Origin of the sequence: Rhodovarius sp. (genome assembly GCF_040399605.1) — a bacterium.
GTDB lineage: Bacteria > Pseudomonadota > Alphaproteobacteria > Acetobacterales > Acetobacteraceae > Rhodovarius > Rhodovarius crocodyli_A.
Genome location: NZ_JBBARU010000080.1, coordinates 1 through 14,392, shown reverse-complemented (window position 1 = coordinate 14,392; position 14,392 = coordinate 1). Strand labels below are relative to the sequence as shown.

The following is a 14,392-nucleotide window of genomic DNA, read 5'->3' as shown; positions in this document are numbered from 1 at the left end:
TGAAAGCCCCAGCAGCCGGCACAGGCAGAACACCATCGCCGGCAGCAGCAGCAGCTTGGCCACCACCGTGACACTCATCTGCCGCCAGCCCGCCGCCAGGTTGAAGCCTACCAGCGAGGCGCCCAGGCAGAAGAGCGACACACCCGGCGTGGCCGCGCCCACCAAATTCAGCGCTCTTCGCAGCCAATCAGGCACTGGCAGCCCCAGCGTGCTCCAGACCAGCGCCGAGAGCACGGCCATCACGATAGGGTTGCGCATCACGCCCAGAATGCTGACGCGCAGCAGCAGCCATTTTCGCGCCTGGGCGTTTTGCGCGAGTTCCGAAACCACTGTCGCCGTGGTCAGCAGCAGCAGGGAATGCAGCGCGATGATGACCAGTAAAATCGACAGCCCCTGCTGGCCATAGGCGGCCAGGATGAGTGGAATGCCCATCATCACCGTATTGCCGAAGGTGGCGTCCAGCGCCATGGGCCCGCTGCGGCGCAGGCTCCAGCCCCGCCAGCGCCCGGCCAGCAATACCCCGCCATAGACCGCGAAGGCCGCGGTAAAAAATACCAACCCGGCCCAGCCGCCACCGCTATGCCCCGCCGTGCCCGAGGCGAAGAGCAGCGCGGGTGTGGCCACCGCAAAGGCGAAGCTGTTGAGGCCCGCGATGCCGGCTTTGCCGATCATCCCGCGCCAATGGGCCAGAAAACCCGCCGCGATGATGGCGAAGACCGGCGCCACCACATCCAGCACCTGGCCCATCAGCCGGCGATCAACCCATCGACAAAGCCGGCCATGCCGGGCTGGCGGTGAACGGCGCTGCGGCTGGCCTGCAGGATGGCGCGCACCGCCGCTACGGTTGCGGCGAAATCATGATTGACCAGCACATGGTCGGCATCCGTCCAATGGGCGATTTCGCTGCGTGCCGCCGCCATGCGGTGGGCGATCTCGGCGGCGTCATCCTGGCCCCGGGTGGCGAGGCGGCGTTCCAGCTCGGCCAGGCTGGGCGGCAGGAGATGGATGCAGACCACATCGGCGGGCAATGCCGCGCGCAGCAGCAAATGGCCCTGCCAGTCAATGTCGAACAGCACGTCGCGGCCCTGCGCCAGGGCTGTCTCCACCGGGGCACGGGGGGTGCCGTAGAAGCGGCCGAATACCTCAGCATGTTCGAGCATTTCGCCAGCGGCGACCATGGCCTGGAATTGCGCCACGCTGCGGAAGAAGTAATGCACGCCCTCCTGCTCGCCCGGGCGCGGCGCGCGGGTGGTGGCAGAGACGGAGAGGGCCAGTTCAGCCTCGCTGTCCAGCAGCGCGCGGGAGAGTGAGGATTTCCCCGCCCCCGATGCGGCGCAGAGCACCAGGCAGAGGCCGCGCCGCGGGGGTGGCTCACTCGACATTGGCCGCCTGTTCCTTCAACCGCTCGATGGCCGCCTTGAGCGCGAGGCCGGTGCGGGTCAGCGCCACCGAGGCGGATTTGCTGCACAGGGTATTCGCCTCGCGGACGAATTCCTGGGTGAGGAAATCGAGCTTGCGGCCGGCGCCCTCGCCCTCCTCCAGCAATTTTCGCGCGGCGTGGAGATGGGCGTTCAGCCGGTCGAGTTCCTCGCGCACATCGGAGCGTTGGGCGAGCAGCGCCACCTCCTGCGCCAGCCGCTCCTCGGGGATTTTGCCGCGCATATCGCCATCGAGCAGGGCTGCGAGGTTTTCCAGCAATCGGGCGCGCTGGGCATGCGGCTGGCCCACAGCCTCACGCGCGGCCTCGGCGCAGAGGGTTGCGATCTCATCGAGCAGGGCGGCGAGGATGACCCGCAGCCGCTCACCCTCCGCCGCGCGGGCCGCGACCAGCCCGTCGAGTGCGCGGAGGAAGGCGGCGAGGATGGCGGCGTGCTGGGCGGCCTGTGCCGCCTCATCGGGTTCGGTGGCTTCGGCCCGCAATACGCCGGGCAGGGAGAGCAGCGCCTCGGCACGGGGTGGCTCGCTGCCGGGAATGCGCGCGGCCACCTCCAATGCGAGGGCCAGCATGCGATCCAGCGTGGCGCGGTCCAGCGCCAGGGCGGGGCGCGCCTCCAGCTTTAGGGCGAGGCCGGCCTGAATATTGCCGCGCTTGAGCCGTTTGCCCGCGGCCTCACGCAATGCCGGTTCCAGCGCATCCATGCCCGCGGGCAGGCGCAGGCGGATATCGAGGCCCCGGCCATTCACGCTGCGCAATTCCCAGACGTAATGGGTGCTATCCGTCGGCAGCACCCCGCTCTCGCGGGAGAAGCCGGTCATGCTGGCCAGGGCGGCCATCAGCCGGCCGGGGTGGTGCTTGCCAGCACCTCGCCCATGATGGCCACGGCCTGGGTCATCTCGGCATTGGTAATGGCGCCGATGCAGCCAATGCGGATGCTGGGTGTCTTGGTGGTGTAGAAATTGCTGATCAGCACGCCGCGCGCCTTGAGCGCATCGACGAAGCCTTGCAGGTCAAACCCCGGCGGCTGGTGCAGGGTGACGATGATCGGCCCCTGCTCGGCCTGGTCCACATAGGGTCGCAGGCCGAGTTTCAGCGCGCCCTCATAGAGGATGCGCATATTTTCGCGGTAGCGGGCGAGGCGGGCGGGCTGGCCGCCCTCGGCATCGAAGAGGTCGAGCGCCACGTCGAAGGCGGCCAGCGCCTGCACCGGCGGCGTGAAGCGAAAGCTGCCCCAGCCGCTCTTCAGCGCGATATTGAGGATTTCCCACAAATCGAGGCTCCAGGAGCCCGCGCGGCCCTGTTCCAGCGCATCCACCCGCGCCACGCAAAAGGCGATGCCGGGCAGGCCCTCGATGCATTTATTGGAGGTGAAGACCACGGCGTCGCATTCCGGGTGATCTTCCATGGAAAATGGCAGCGCGCCGAAGGCGGAGACGGCGTCCAGAATGAGGCGCTTGCCCAGGGCGCGCAGCACCGGGCCGATGATCTCGGGGCGATTGACGATGCCAGCACCGGTTTCGCTGTAGACGGTGGCGAAATGCGTGGCCTCTGGGTGCGCTGCGAAGGCCGCCTCGACATCCTCGGCGGTGACGCCGCGTGTGTCGGGCACCGGCCATGCATGCGCCACCCAGCCCGCCCCGCGCGCCAGCAGCAGCACGCGCTCGGCATAGGCGCCGTTCATCGGCACGATGATGGCCCCACCCGCGGGCACGAGGGAGCGTATGGCGGCTTCGACGATGAAATGCCCCGCCCCTTGCAGCGGCAGGCAGGCATGCTCCCCCGGCACGCCGCCGGCCAGGGCCAGAACCCTCTCGCGGATGCGGGCATAGACGGCGCGGAAATCATTGTCCCAGGGGGCAATGTCCTGGGCCATGGCGGCGCGGGTTTGCGGCGCGGTCTGCACCGGGCCAGGGGTGAGGAGAATCATGGCCCGCGTGTAAACCCTGCCCCGGCGTATTGAAATGGGGGATCAGCGTCCTGGCGCGCCCCGCCCTTTGCCCGGGCTTTCCGCCGCCAGGGGATGATGCGCCTCCACAAGGGCGCGCAGGCGTTCCTCCAGCACCTTGGTATAGACCTGGGTGGTGGTGATATCGGCATGGCCGAGCAGGATTTGCAGGCTGCGCAGATCCGCCCCGCGCCCCAGCAAATGCGATGCAAATGAGTGCCTTAGCACGTGTGGCGAGACCCGCTCGGGCGCCAGGCCGGCGGCCAGCGCCGCCTCCTTCAGCAGCAGCCCCAGCGCTTGGCGGGTGAGATGGCCCTGCTTGCCTCGGGCAGGAAAGAGGTAGCGCGCTGCCACCGGCCGGCCCTTGCCACGGTGTTGCATGCCGCCATGCGCCGCGGCCGCCGCCGCGCGCGCGCGCTCGGAGATGGGCACCAGCCTCTCCTTGCCGCCCTTGCCGCGCACGGCGATGAGCGGGCTATCGGCGCGCATAGCGCCCGGCGGCAGGGTCACCAATTCGCTGGCACGCAGGCCGGAGCAATAGAGCAATTCGATCGCCGCCACCGCCAGGGGCGCATGCGCAGCCGAGAGTTTTGCGGCCCCCTCGATCAGCGCCGCCACCTCGGCCTCGCTGAGGGCCTTGGGCAGGGAGGCGGGCAGGCGGGGGCTGTCCAGCAACTCGGTCGGGTCATCGCCGCGCAGGCCCTCGCGCGCCAGGAAGCGGAAGAATTGCCGCATGGCGGAGAGTTTTCGCGCCTGGCTGCGGGCTGAGAGGCCGGCGGCGGCGAGCCCGGCGAGATGGGCGCGACAATCACCTGCCTGCGCATCGGCGCCGTGCTGGGAGAGAAAATCAACCAGATCGGCACGATAGGCCAGCAGGGTATTGCGGGCTGCATTCCGCTCGGCGGCCAGCATGTCGAGAAACATCTCCAGCAGGCGGGCTGCCGGCGCGGCCGCCATCACCTCACCTGGAAACGTTCATTGGGCAGCACGCGCTCAACCGGGACGGGAACGGCGCCTGGCGGGAAGGCCGCGAGGCCCAGCACACCGAGCACGCCCAGGCCTGACAGCAGCAGGACGACCAGCAGAAGCGGGCGGCGGAACATTTTTGCGGGGTGATCCTTTCGGTAGGGGAGCAAGCCTGTGCTAGACCGTCTGTGTCGTGTCACGCAACCTGGTCCCGCAGGAATCGCCCCTGCCTGAAATTTCGATGCCGCCCACCATTGTGCTGGTGGGCATGCCCGGTGCCGGCAAGACCAGCATCGGCAAGCGTCTGGCCGCGCGGATGCATCTGCCATTCCTCGATGCCGATACCGAAATCGAGGCGGCCGCCGGCATTCCCATCACCGAGATCTTTGCCCGCTATGGCGAGGCGCATTTCCGTGATGGCGAGAGGCGGGTGATCACCCGGCTGATGAGCCAGGCGGCGGCGGGTGGGGGCATGGTGCTGGCCACTGGCGGCGGCGCCTTTGCCGACCCAGGCACCCGTGCCGCCATCAAGGCGGCGCCGGTCATCACCGTCTGGCTGCGCTGTGCCATGCCCGTTCTGCTGCGCCGTGTCGCGGGGCGGGAGCATCGGCCGCTGTTTCTCAACAAGAACCCGGCCGAGGTGCTGGAACGGCTGGCCGAGGCCCGCCATCCTCTGTTCGCCGAGGCTGATATCGTGATCGAATGTGTGGATGAACATCCCGAAACCACAACGAAACGGGTGGAACAGGCGGTGCTGAGCCATCGTCCCCCCGCTCGCCTGCCGGTGCCGCTGGGCCGGCGGGGCTATGATGTGCTGGTGGGCCCGGGCCTGCTGGGCCGCGCTGGTTCGCATTTGGCCGACGCCCTGCCCGGCAAGCGCGTGGCCATTATCTCTGATGAGGCGGTGGCGGCGCTGCACCTGCCCACGCTGCGCGCCGGCTTGACCGAGGCTGGCTTCAGCATCGCCTTGGAATGCCTGGTGCCGCCGGGCGAGGGGGCCAAATCCATGGCGCAGTATCAGCGGGTGGTGGAGGCCATTCTGGCCACGCGGCCAGACCGCCGGATGGCGGTGGTGGCGCTGGGTGGTGGCGTAGTGGGTGATCTGGCCGGTTTCGCCGCCGCCACCATCCTGCGCGGCCTGCCTTTCGTGCAATGCCCCACCACGCTGCTGGCCCAGGTGGATAGCTCGGTGGGCGGCAAGACCGGCATCAATACGGCGCAGGGCAAGAACCTGCTGGGCGCCTTCCACCAGCCCCGCGCGGTGCTGGCCGACACCGCGGTATTGGCCACCCTGCCGCTGCGCGAGTTGCGCGCCGGCTGGGCGGAGGTGGCCAAGCACGGCCTGCTGCAGGGGGCGCTCTGGGAATGGTGCGAGACCCATGGCCCCGCCGCCATGGCCGGTGACCCGGCGGCGCTGACCCATGCGGTGCTGGAATCCTGCAAGCTGAAATCCGCCGTGGTGGTGGCCGATGAGTTTGAGGAGGCGTCGGATGGTGGCCGCGCCCTGCTCAATCTGGGCCACACCTTCGGCCATGCGCTGGAGGCCGAATGCGGCTATGACGGCTCGCTGCTGCATGGTGAGGCGGTGGGCATCGGCCTGGGCCTGGCGGCGATGCTCTCGGCCAGGCTGGGGCAGTGTTCACAGGAATGGCCGGGGCGGGTGTTGAGCCATCTGGAGGCGGTGGGCCTGCCTGCCCGCATCCGCGACCTGCCCAGGGGCTTTTCCGCCGCCACCCTGATTGCTCGCATGCGGGCCGACAAGAAGGCGCGCGATGGTGCGCTGCGCTTCGTGCTGTTCCGCCAGGCCGGTGCTGCCTATACCGCCGATGGTGTGGCCGAAGCGCTCGTCGAAGCCATGTTGCTTGAGGAAGGCTGCGCACCGTGACCGATACGCTTCATCTGCGCCTCGCGCCCGAGGCAGCCCAAGTGACCACGCTTCTCGACGCGCTGGAAGCCTATGCCGAGGCGCAGGAATTGCCGATGAAAGCCGCCTCTCGCCTTGTGCTGCTGGCCGATGAGTTGGCCGCGAATGTGGTGATGCATGCCCGTGGCGCTACCTTCTTCGCCGTGGATGTGTCGCGCGGGCCGGATGCGGTGACCTTCACCCTGACCGATGACGGGCCGGAATACGACCCGCTGGGCCGCGGTGAGGCCAACACCAGTGCCAGCCTCGAGGAGCGTGCGCTGGGTGGCCTGGGTGTGCATTTCGTCGAGAAACTGGCATCGAGTTCGCATTGGCGGCGCGAGGGTGGCCACAACATTTTCACCATCACCCTGGATGCCGCGGCCGAATAACGGCAGACTTGCGTCCACCATTCCACAGGATATCACCATGCAGATCACTTCATCCAAATCTGGCGCGCTGAACGTCGCTACCCTCGAAGGGCGGCTCGACACCGCAACGGCTGCCGAGGCTGAGGCCACGCTGATCGGGATGCTTGCCGCCCCTGGTATGGTGCTGGACATGACGCAGGTGCGCTATGTCAGCTCCGCTGGGCTTCGCATCCTGCTGAAGCTCGCCAAGGAGGCCAAGGCGAAGGGGGCGGCCTATTCCCTCGTTGGCCTGCAGCCTGCGGTGCGTGAGGTCTTCGAGATCAGCGGCTTCGATAAGATCATCCCGTCCTACGCCACACTGGCCGAGGCCGTGGCGGCCTAGATCGCTGTCCCGGCCGGGCATATTGGCCGGCCACGCATTGCAACATGCGCAGGCCGGGCTTCGGACGTTGGCGGGGTTGGCGCCCTCACCGGTGCTCGAGTCCCGGCTGGAACGCGCTGCGGCACTTTTGGCCAAGCTGCCGGCCCAACCCCTGCTTGGGGATGCGAATTGGGCGGCCTTGCCTGATGCCGTCACGGTGCAGGAGACGCAGCTCTTCCGCAGCCCGGCCCAGCTGGAACTCATCGAGCGGCGCCTGCCGCCGCTGCTGCTCCGGGCGCGTGCCGAGGGGCGGGCGCTGCGCCTACTTTCGGCCGGCTGTGCCACCGGGGAGGAGGCCTTTACCCTGGCCGCCATCGGCCTGCATCAGGCACGTGCCCATGCCCCTGGCGCTGCTGTCGAGGTGGTTGGGGTGGATGTCAGCCGCCCGGCGCTGCGCAGCGCGGCGGAGGGGGGAATAGGCCTGCGCCTTGGCGCGCCGCTGGCCAGCGTGCCAGCCCAGTATCGGGCTTGGTTGGAGGGCGAGGGCGGCAAGCCATTTTTGCATCCGAGCCTGCGCGCCATTGTGCGTTTCGAACGTGCGAGCCTGCTGGAATTGCCAGCGAGTTTGGGCGATTTTGATGTGATCCTGTGTCGTAATGTATTAATATATATGGATAACGTGGCGCGAGGGCAGGTAGTGACCGGCCTGACGGAGCGGCTGCTGCCGGGCGGGATGCTGGCGCTGGGAGTGACCGATAGCGCGCCGGGCGGTGCCTTCCGGCCCGCCGGCTTGGCGGTGTTCTACCATGGCTGAGCGCCTGGAACAGCCACCGCTGCTGCGCCGCATGCCCGGCGGCTGGGTCGGCTTTGTCGATGGCGCCGCCTGGCCGGTGCATGATGCCGATGGCGTCGCGGAATGGCCCGGCACGCTGTGGCATTTCGATGGTGCGGCGTTGATTGCCGAAGCGGCACCGGGTGCCGTGCCGCCGCCCGCCGGCCCCAACCCGCCACCGCCCGCCGCGGCGGGCGGCCCCTTGACGCCGCGCGCCACCGCCACCGCCACCACCACCGCCCTGGGCGCCATGCCGGGCATGCGCTTGCTACGTGGTGCAGCCGCGGATGTGCTGGTGCCGCGCGCCGCCTTGGAGCGCGTGCTGCCCTGGCCGGAGGTGCAGCCCCTGGCCTTTGCGCCGCCAGGCGTGTTGGGCCTGGCTATGGCCGGGGCTGCGGTGCTGGTGCTGGAGGGGCCGCAGCCGCAGAGCCTGCTGGCGGTGCTGCGCCTGGAGGGGCGGCTGATCGGGCTGGGTTGTGCCGAGTTGCGCCCCGATCCCGCCGCGGGCGGCACCGAATGGCTGCCCGAGGGCGCCTGGGTCCTGGCACCGCTGGCACCCAGCATTGCGCCTCGGCTTGAGCCACCCAGCCTGCCGCTGCTGTTCTGCACTGCGGGCGGCATCCGTTTCGCCCTGCCGGCGCTGGAGGTGGAGGCGGTGCTGCCGCCGGTTCTGCCGGTGCCAGGCCCTGACCACGCGCATATCGTGGCGCATCGCGGCCAGGTGCTGCCGGTCTTCGATGCAGGGCTTGCCCTGGGTGGGCCTGCGGTGCTGGGCCAGGACGCGGTGCCGATGCTGCGGCTGGGTGGTGTGGCGGTGGCGGTGGCGATGGTGGAAGGCCTTCGCCGGGTGCCGCTATCGGCGATCAGCGCCGCCAATGCGGCCAGCGCCATGCGCGCGGTGTGCTGGCCCGCCGGCGTGGCAGTGCCGGTGCTGGACCCCGCCTGGCTGGCGCGTGGCGCATGAATACCCGGCCGCTGAACGTCTTGGTGGTGGATGACAGCGCCTTCATGCGCTTGGCGCTGCGCCGCATCATCGAGGCCGAGGGCGACCTGCGTGTGGTGGGCGAGGCGGCAGATGGCGCGGCGGCGATCGAGCAGGTGCGCCGTCTAGCGCCCGATGCGGTGGCCATGGACATCGAAATGCCGGTGATGGATGGGCTGGAGGCCACGCGGCTGCTGATGGCCGAGCCGCACCCCCCCGCCATCATCATGGTCAGCAGCCATACCAACGAAGGTTCGGCCATGGCGCTGGCGGCGTTGCAGGCCGGCGCTGCCGATTGGCTGAACAAAGATACCGGGCTGGGCGGGCTGGATCTTGGCCATCTTGACCGTGAGTTGCGGGCGCGGCTGCGCCTGTGGGGGGGCGCCCATCGGGCCGCGGCACCGCCCCCCACTCCAGCTCCCGCGCCGCCCCCCGATCCCGCGCCGCAGGGCGCGCCACAGGTTGAACCACGCGCCTTCGAGGTGGTGGTGGTGGGCGCCTCCACCGGGGGGCCGGATGCTTTGGCGGCGCTGCTGGGCGGCATGGGCCTGCTGCCGGTGCCGGTGGTGCTGGCGCAGCACATGCCCGATGGCATGGCAACGGATTTCGCTCGGGCCCTGGCCCGGCATTCCGGCCTGATGGTGGAGGTGGCGGCGGATGGCACGATCCTGCGACCCGGCAGTGTTGTGGTGCTGCCCGGCGGCCAGAATGGCGCGCTGATGCGCCGGGCTGAGGGCGGGCTGCGGCTGCGGCTCTCGCCGCGGACAATGGCGGCGCATCCTTCGGTGGATGTGCTGTTCACCTCGGCGGCGATGGTGGCGCATGCTGCGCTGGGCGTGGTGCTGACCGGCATGGGGCGGGATGGCGCGGCGGGGGCGGCGGCGCTGGCCCGGCGCGGCTACCCCATCCTGGTGCAGGATGCGGCCAGTTGTGTGGTGGCGGGCATGCCCAATGCGGTATTGGCGCTGGTGCCGGGGGCAGAAAGCGCCGCACCCGCGAGGCTTGGCGAGCGGCTGCGGGCCTTGACCCAGGCCTGATAGCCACCCTTGGCCGAGCAGAGGCTGGATTGTGTGAATGACCGGGCTAGCGCTGCCACGCGCTCCGCGTGCAAACTGTCGCCATGGACGCCGAACTCCTAGAGGCCTTCCTGCCGGAATGGGCCGTCGCCTGCGCCCGATTGGCGGCAGCGCCCGGGGATGCCCGGGCGCTGGCGAATTTGCGCGCGCTGGCCGAGGCGCCTGGGGCCGAGGCGCTGGCCCAGCATATTGGTGTGCTGCCCCCCGATGCCTTGGCCGCCCAGGCGGAAACCATGCTGCGCCCCCCCATGCACGCTCCCCAGGACGGACCTAAGGGCGCTGGCGTGCTGATCATTGATGACAGCCCGACCATGCGGCGGATTCTGCGCGAGATTATCGCCGAGGATGGGGCATTTGCCGTCCTCGGCGAGGCCGGGGATGGCGAGGCCGGCCTTGCCGCCATGGCCAGGCTGCAACCCAGCCTCACATTGCTGGACATCGAAATGCCCGTCTTGAATGGATTGGGCGTGCTGCGGCGTTGGGCGTTGCGCGGGCCGGGCCAGGTGCTGGTTGTCAGCTCCTCCGCCCTGTCCGGGGGGGAGGTAGCGCTGGAGGCGATGCGCCTGGGGGCTGCGGGGGTGGTGGCCAAGCCTTCGGGGGCTTTGAGCCTGGATATGGCGCAGCAGCGCGGCGCCGATTTGCTGCGCGCGGCCCGCATCGCTTTGGGGTTGCCCCATGCCGCTTGAGGAATCGCTGCGCGACGAATTCGCCGTAGAGACGGAGGAGCACCTCGACGCCATCGAGGCCGGGCTGAACCCGCCCAGCGAGGCGCGCCCGGCGATCGATGCGCTGTTCCGCGCCTTTCATTCGCTCAAGGGCATGAGCGATGCCGTGGGCGCTGCGGGCATGAAGGCGCTGGCCCATCGCGCCGAGGATGCGCTGGGGCTGGCACGGCAGGGCAAGCTTTCGGTGGCGCGCGCGGCGCCGGCCCTGCTGCAGGCGGGCGATGCGCTGCGCTTGGCGCGCGCGGCGCTGCTGGAGCGGGGGGAGGATCTGCCACCACCGCCGGCGGTGCTGGCCGCGCTCTCGGCGCTGCTGGATCCTGGGCAGGCGCCGCCTGAAGCCCCATCGCCGCGTGCCGCCGCCCCGCCGTCGCAGGCTGCACCGGCACCTGATGTGCAGGACCCGCTGCTGGCCACCCTGTTCTCCATGCTGGTCGAGGCCGCCCCCGCCCTGGCCGCGGGGCAACCGCAGCCTGAGTTGGTGGAGGCCTGCGCCGAGATGGGGCTGCATCGCCTCGCCGCGCAACTCGCCGCCCCGCCCGGCCTGCCGCGCACTGGCCGGCTCTGGCGGATGATCCTGCTGCTGGCCGAGCAGGTGGGGGAGCCAATGCCGGCATTGCCCCAGGCCTTTGGCGATGCAGCCCCCCTGCTGGCGGCGCTGGCCGCTGCCGCGCATGACCCGGCCCTGGCCGGCGATGCGGCCGATGCCGCCTATGCCCTGGGCGAGGCCGAGGCCGAATTGGCGCTGCGCCGGCTGCAGGACCTCTGCGCCCGGCTGCCCGATGCCGATGCCACCGCCGCGCTGGCCCGGCATGAGGCTGCCTGGGCGGTGGCGCTGCGCCATGGCAGCCTCGCCGCGCTGCGCGGGTTGGGGCTGGACAGCCTTGCCAGTGATGACCGGTTGCCGGCTGATTTCGCCGCCGCTCTCTCCCCCGGCGCCACCCGCCGTGCGCTGGCGGCGTTGGCGGCGGGGCTGCTGCTCTATCGCGTGCGCGCCATCACCGGTGGCGCGCCGGAGGATGAGGCGGCGCTGGAATTTTGGCTGCGCGGTGCGGGCGAGGTGCTGGGCAGCATTCTGGTGCCGCAGAGCAATCCGCCGCAGCTGGACCTGTTGCTGGCCTCGGCCACGGCCGAGGAGGGGCTGCGCGCGGCGTTGGCCCTGGCCGACCCGGATAAGCGCCATGTGCTGAGCCTGGCGCCCGCCACAGCCATCACCCTCGCCGCGGTACCCATGGCCCCGGTGGCGCCCAGTCTGCGCGTGCGCCAGGATGTGGTTGATAATATCATTACACTGGCTGCCGAAATGCGCGCCGCGGCCGCCGCCCTCTCGGATGCGCTGCGTGACCCCAGCATGGCGGCGGCGATGGAGGCCATCGCAGCCACCGAGCATCGGCTGGGGGGCAGTGCGGCTAGGCAATTGGCCGCGGCGACGGGGCAGATCAATGCCCTGCGGAACCGGATGTCGGGTGCCGATTCCAGGCTGGGCCTTTCGATGCGCCAACTCGATGAGGCGGTTCTGGAGTTGCGGGTGGTGCCGGTGGGCGCGCTGTTCCAGCGCCTGCCGCGCGCGGTGCGCAGCGTGGCCGATGGCGCGGGCAAGCCGGTGAGGCTGGAACTGGCGGGTGAGGATGTGCGTATCGACCGTAGCGTGATTGAATTGTTGGCCGACCCGCTGCTGCATCTTGTGCGCAATGCTGTTGATCATGGCATTGAGCCCGCCGGTGGGCGCGGGCCAAAACCGGCTGAGGCGATGGTGCGGGTGGCGGCCGAGCGCCTGCCCGGCCAGGTGCAGATCACCGTCAGTGACGATGGCGGTGGCATCGACGCCGCGCGGGTGCGCCGCGTGGCCGAGGAGCGCGGCCTGATCGCCCCTGGCACGGTGCTCAGCGAGGCGGCAACCCATGCGCTGCTGCTGCGGGCCGGGTTTTCCACCCGCACGGAGGTCACCGATGTTTCGGGCCGCGGGGTGGGGCTGGATGTGGTGCATGATGCGGTGCGCCGTGCCGGGGGGCATATGTCCATCGCCAGCCGGCTGGGTGAGGGTACCAGTTTCACCCTCACCCTGCCCACGAGTGCCGCCATCCAGCCGGTGTTGCTGGTGGAGGCTGGCGGCCATCCCTATGCCGTGCCGGCGGGCAGGGTCGTCTCGGTGTTGGGGGCGGAGGAGGATGCAGGCGGCTTGCCGATGGTGGCGCTGGAGGCGGCTTTGGGCCTGCCCTGGGCGCCCTGCGGCGGCATGTTGGTGCTGGAGCGCCCGGCAGGGCGCCTGGCGCTGCAGGTGGCGAGGGTGACGCGGCGGACGGATTTACTGCTGCGGCCGCTGCATCCTGGGCTGGCGGCGCTGCCGGGGCTTTCCGCCGTGGGTATGCTCGGGAGTGGCGAGCCGGTCTTGGTGCTGGAGCCGGATGGGCTGGGCGGCTAGCACCCGCGCCTTACCATTTCTCCGCCGCCGCCTGGCCGGGCGGCAATGCCTTGCAAAGCGGCAGGCGCTGGGGCGGTTTGCGCCATCTTGCGGCGAAGCGCGCCTGGCCTCGCCGTGCCGGCGCATCGTGGCGCTTGTGGCAGGGCCGCCGCATGCAGCATGTCGGGCCAACGCAACACCACCCGGAGGCTGCCCGATGACCCATGAGATTTCCCGCCGCACGGCACTGGGTGCCGCTGCCGCGCTGGCCGCGCCCTTTGCCGCCCGCGGCCAGACCCGCGCCGTGCGCTTCTCCTTCGACTGGCTGTTCAGCGGCCCCTACGCTTTTGGCGCCGCGGGCGTGACCCAGGGCTTCTTCCGCGAGGCCGGGCTGGAGGTCTCGCTCTCGCGCGGCTTCGGCTCCGCCCGTGTGCCGCTGGACATGGCGGCCGGCTCGTTTGACGTGGCGATGTGCGATCCCACGCCGCTGCTGCGCTTCATGAGCCAGAACCCCAATAACGACCTCATCGCGGTTGGCCTCATGTGGGACCAGGCACCGACGGCGGTGACAGTGCGCGCCGATGGCCCGATCACCCAGATCAGCCATCTGGCCGGCAAGACCCTGGCCGCCCCCGAATTTGATGGCGGCCGCCAGGTTTTCCCGGTTTTCGCCGCGATCAACAATATTCCCTTCTCCTCGATCAACTGGCTCAGCGTGGCGCCGGAACTGCGTGAGCCCATGCTGGCGCAGCGCCGTGCCGATGGCATCACCGGCTTCGTCACCTCCACCGCCCTGTCTCTCAAGGCATTGGGGATGGACCTGCCGGCGCAGCGCATCTTCCGCTACCGCGAGCACGGCATGGATTTCTTCTATGGTTCGGTGCTGCTGACCACCCGCACCTATGCCGAGCGCAACCCGGACACGCTGCGCGCGCTGGTGGCGGCGCTGTATCGCTCGATGAAATGGTCCTTCCATAACCGTGCTGGCGCCATTGCTGCCCTGCAGGCGCGTGAGCCGCTGACCGATGTGGCGATTGAAACCATCCGCCAGACAATGGCGATGGATGAGCTGGTGGATGGCCCCAATGTGCGCCGGCTTGGCATGGGCGTCATCGAGGCGCCGCGCCTGCAGCGCCAGATCGAGGCGGTGAAACAGGCCTATAATCTGGGTGATATGCCCAGCCCCGACCGCTTCCACACCGACCGCTTCCTGCCGCCCGCAGCCGAGCGCGTATTGGTCTGAAACTGAATGGGATCAGAGGGCCTTTCGGCATTTTGCGGGTGGATTTGGGAGGGTGGAGCTTGCTTTGCCGCAGATCCTCATCCGAGGTCACTGCAGCCTAGTGTCCTGATTCCGTAGTTCCTCCGATTTGGAGGGTGCGCTGACAGAAGCGC

The 14,392-nt window shown here is 69.7% G+C and carries 15 protein-coding genes; 9 read left to right on the top strand and 6 right to left on the bottom strand.

Annotated elements, in window-relative coordinates; translation table 11 throughout:
* The 6 genes from ABWP84_RS15795 to ABWP84_RS15770 form a co-directional block, all read right to left on the bottom strand.
* Positions 1-747, bottom strand: a 747-nt coding sequence (locus ABWP84_RS15795) for an AEC family transporter (RefSeq protein WP_353213006.1), incomplete at its 3' end; no start/stop codon positions are given.
* Entirely contained in the window at positions 747-1,382 is a 636-nt protein-coding gene (gmk, locus tag ABWP84_RS15790; RefSeq protein WP_353213005.1) for a guanylate kinase, read from the bottom strand. The genes gmk and ABWP84_RS15795, both read right to left, overlap by 1 nt.
* Positions 1,372-2,274 (bottom strand): YicC/YloC family endoribonuclease, encoded by a 903-nt coding sequence (locus ABWP84_RS15785; protein WP_353213004.1) that lies wholly within the window; start codon positions 2,272-2,274, stop codon positions 1,372-1,374. The genes gmk and ABWP84_RS15785 overlap by 11 nt, the downstream gene beginning before the upstream one ends.
* On the bottom strand, positions 2,274-3,365 hold the full coding sequence (locus tag ABWP84_RS15780) for a 2-aminoethylphosphonate--pyruvate transaminase (RefSeq protein ID WP_353213003.1): 1,092 nt from the start codon (positions 3,363-3,365) through the stop codon (positions 2,274-2,276). Before ABWP84_RS15780 ends, ABWP84_RS15785 begins: the two co-directional genes overlap by 1 nt.
* Before the next feature lie 42 nt (positions 3,366-3,407).
* Positions 3,408-4,340, bottom strand: coding sequence for a tyrosine recombinase (locus ABWP84_RS15775; protein WP_353213002.1), 933 nt, complete (start codon positions 4,338-4,340; stop codon positions 3,408-3,410).
* Positions 4,340-4,519 (bottom strand): hypothetical protein, encoded by a 180-nt coding sequence (locus ABWP84_RS15770; protein WP_353213001.1) that lies wholly within the window; start codon positions 4,517-4,519, stop codon positions 4,340-4,342. The genes ABWP84_RS15775 and ABWP84_RS15770 overlap by 1 nt, the downstream gene beginning before the upstream one ends.
* Positions 4,520-4,590: 71 nt before the next feature.
* On the opposite strand from ABWP84_RS15770, the gene aroB reads away from it, so the two are divergent.
* The 9 genes from aroB (at position 4,591) to ABWP84_RS15725 (ending at position 14,240) form a co-directional block, all read left to right on the top strand.
* Positions 4,591-6,234, top strand: a complete 1,644-nt coding sequence (aroB, locus tag ABWP84_RS15765) for a 3-dehydroquinate synthase (RefSeq protein ID WP_353213000.1) — start codon at positions 4,591-4,593, stop codon at positions 6,232-6,234.
* Positions 6,231-6,644: an ATP-binding protein gene (locus tag ABWP84_RS15760; RefSeq protein WP_353212999.1), complete on the top strand. Its 414-nt coding sequence runs from the start codon at positions 6,231-6,233 to the stop codon at positions 6,642-6,644. Before aroB ends, ABWP84_RS15760 begins: the two co-directional genes overlap by 4 nt.
* 37 nt (positions 6,645-6,681) lie before the next feature.
* Positions 6,682-7,005, top strand: coding sequence for an STAS domain-containing protein (locus tag ABWP84_RS15755; RefSeq protein ID WP_353212998.1), 324 nt, complete (start codon positions 6,682-6,684; stop codon positions 7,003-7,005).
* 91 nt (positions 7,006-7,096) lie between these two features.
* Positions 7,097-7,798, top strand: coding sequence for a CheR family methyltransferase (locus ABWP84_RS15750; protein WP_353212997.1), 702 nt, complete (start codon positions 7,097-7,099; stop codon positions 7,796-7,798).
* Positions 7,791-8,780, top strand: coding sequence for a chemotaxis protein CheW (locus tag ABWP84_RS15745; RefSeq protein ID WP_353212996.1), 990 nt, complete (start codon positions 7,791-7,793; stop codon positions 8,778-8,780). Before ABWP84_RS15750 ends, ABWP84_RS15745 begins: the two co-directional genes overlap by 8 nt.
* The gene (gene cheB, locus ABWP84_RS15740) at positions 8,777-9,835 is read left to right on the top strand and encodes a chemotaxis-specific protein-glutamate methyltransferase CheB (protein ID WP_353212995.1); all 1,059 of its coding nucleotides are present in this window, start codon (positions 8,777-8,779) and stop codon (positions 9,833-9,835) included. Before ABWP84_RS15745 ends, cheB begins: the two co-directional genes overlap by 4 nt.
* A gap of 83 nt (positions 9,836-9,918) precedes the next feature.
* Positions 9,919-10,560: a response regulator gene (locus tag ABWP84_RS15735; protein WP_353212994.1), complete on the top strand. Its 642-nt coding sequence runs from the start codon at positions 9,919-9,921 to the stop codon at positions 10,558-10,560.
* A complete protein-coding gene (locus ABWP84_RS15730; RefSeq protein WP_353212993.1) occupies positions 10,550-13,018 on the top strand; it encodes an ATP-binding protein in 2,469 nt (822 codons plus the stop codon). Before ABWP84_RS15735 ends, ABWP84_RS15730 begins: the two co-directional genes overlap by 11 nt.
* A 196-nt stretch (positions 13,019-13,214) precedes the next feature.
* Complete coding sequence (locus tag ABWP84_RS15725; RefSeq protein ID WP_353212992.1) at positions 13,215-14,240, top strand: ABC transporter substrate-binding protein; 1,026 nt, start codon at positions 13,215-13,217, stop codon at positions 14,238-14,240.
* Positions 14,241-14,392 lie beyond the last annotated feature (152 nt).

Bases quoted from the DNA above. Each gene is read 5' to 3' on its own strand.
- ABWP84_RS15785 (WP_353213004.1), bottom strand. From the start codon at position 2,274: ATGGCCGCCCTGGCCAGCATGACCGGCTTCTCCCGCGAGAGCGGGGTG.
- aroB (WP_353213000.1), top strand. From the start codon at position 4,591: ATGCCGCCCACCATTGTGCTGGTGGGCATGCCCGGTGCCGGCAAGACC.
- cheB (WP_353212995.1), top strand. From the start codon at position 8,777: ATGAATACCCGGCCGCTGAACGTCTTGGTGGTGGATGACAGCGCCTTC.
- ABWP84_RS15735 (WP_353212994.1), top strand. From the start codon at position 9,919: ATGGACGCCGAACTCCTAGAGGCCTTCCTGCCGGAATGGGCCGTCGCC.
- ABWP84_RS15755 (WP_353212998.1), top strand. From the start codon at position 6,682: ATGCAGATCACTTCATCCAAATCTGGCGCGCTGAACGTCGCTACCCTC.
- gmk (WP_353213005.1), bottom strand. From the start codon at position 1,382: ATGTCGAGTGAGCCACCCCCGCGGCGCGGCCTCTGCCTGGTGCTCTGC.
- ABWP84_RS15725 (WP_353212992.1), top strand. From the start codon at position 13,215: ATGACCCATGAGATTTCCCGCCGCACGGCACTGGGTGCCGCTGCCGCG.
- ABWP84_RS15730 (WP_353212993.1), top strand. From the start codon at position 10,550: ATGCCGCTTGAGGAATCGCTGCGCGACGAATTCGCCGTAGAGACGGAG.
- ABWP84_RS15745 (WP_353212996.1), top strand. From the start codon at position 7,791: ATGGCTGAGCGCCTGGAACAGCCACCGCTGCTGCGCCGCATGCCCGGC.
- ABWP84_RS15780 (WP_353213003.1), bottom strand. From the start codon at position 3,365: ATGATTCTCCTCACCCCTGGCCCGGTGCAGACCGCGCCGCAAACCCGC.
- ABWP84_RS15775 (WP_353213002.1), bottom strand. From the start codon at position 4,340: ATGGCGGCCGCGCCGGCAGCCCGCCTGCTGGAGATGTTTCTCGACATG.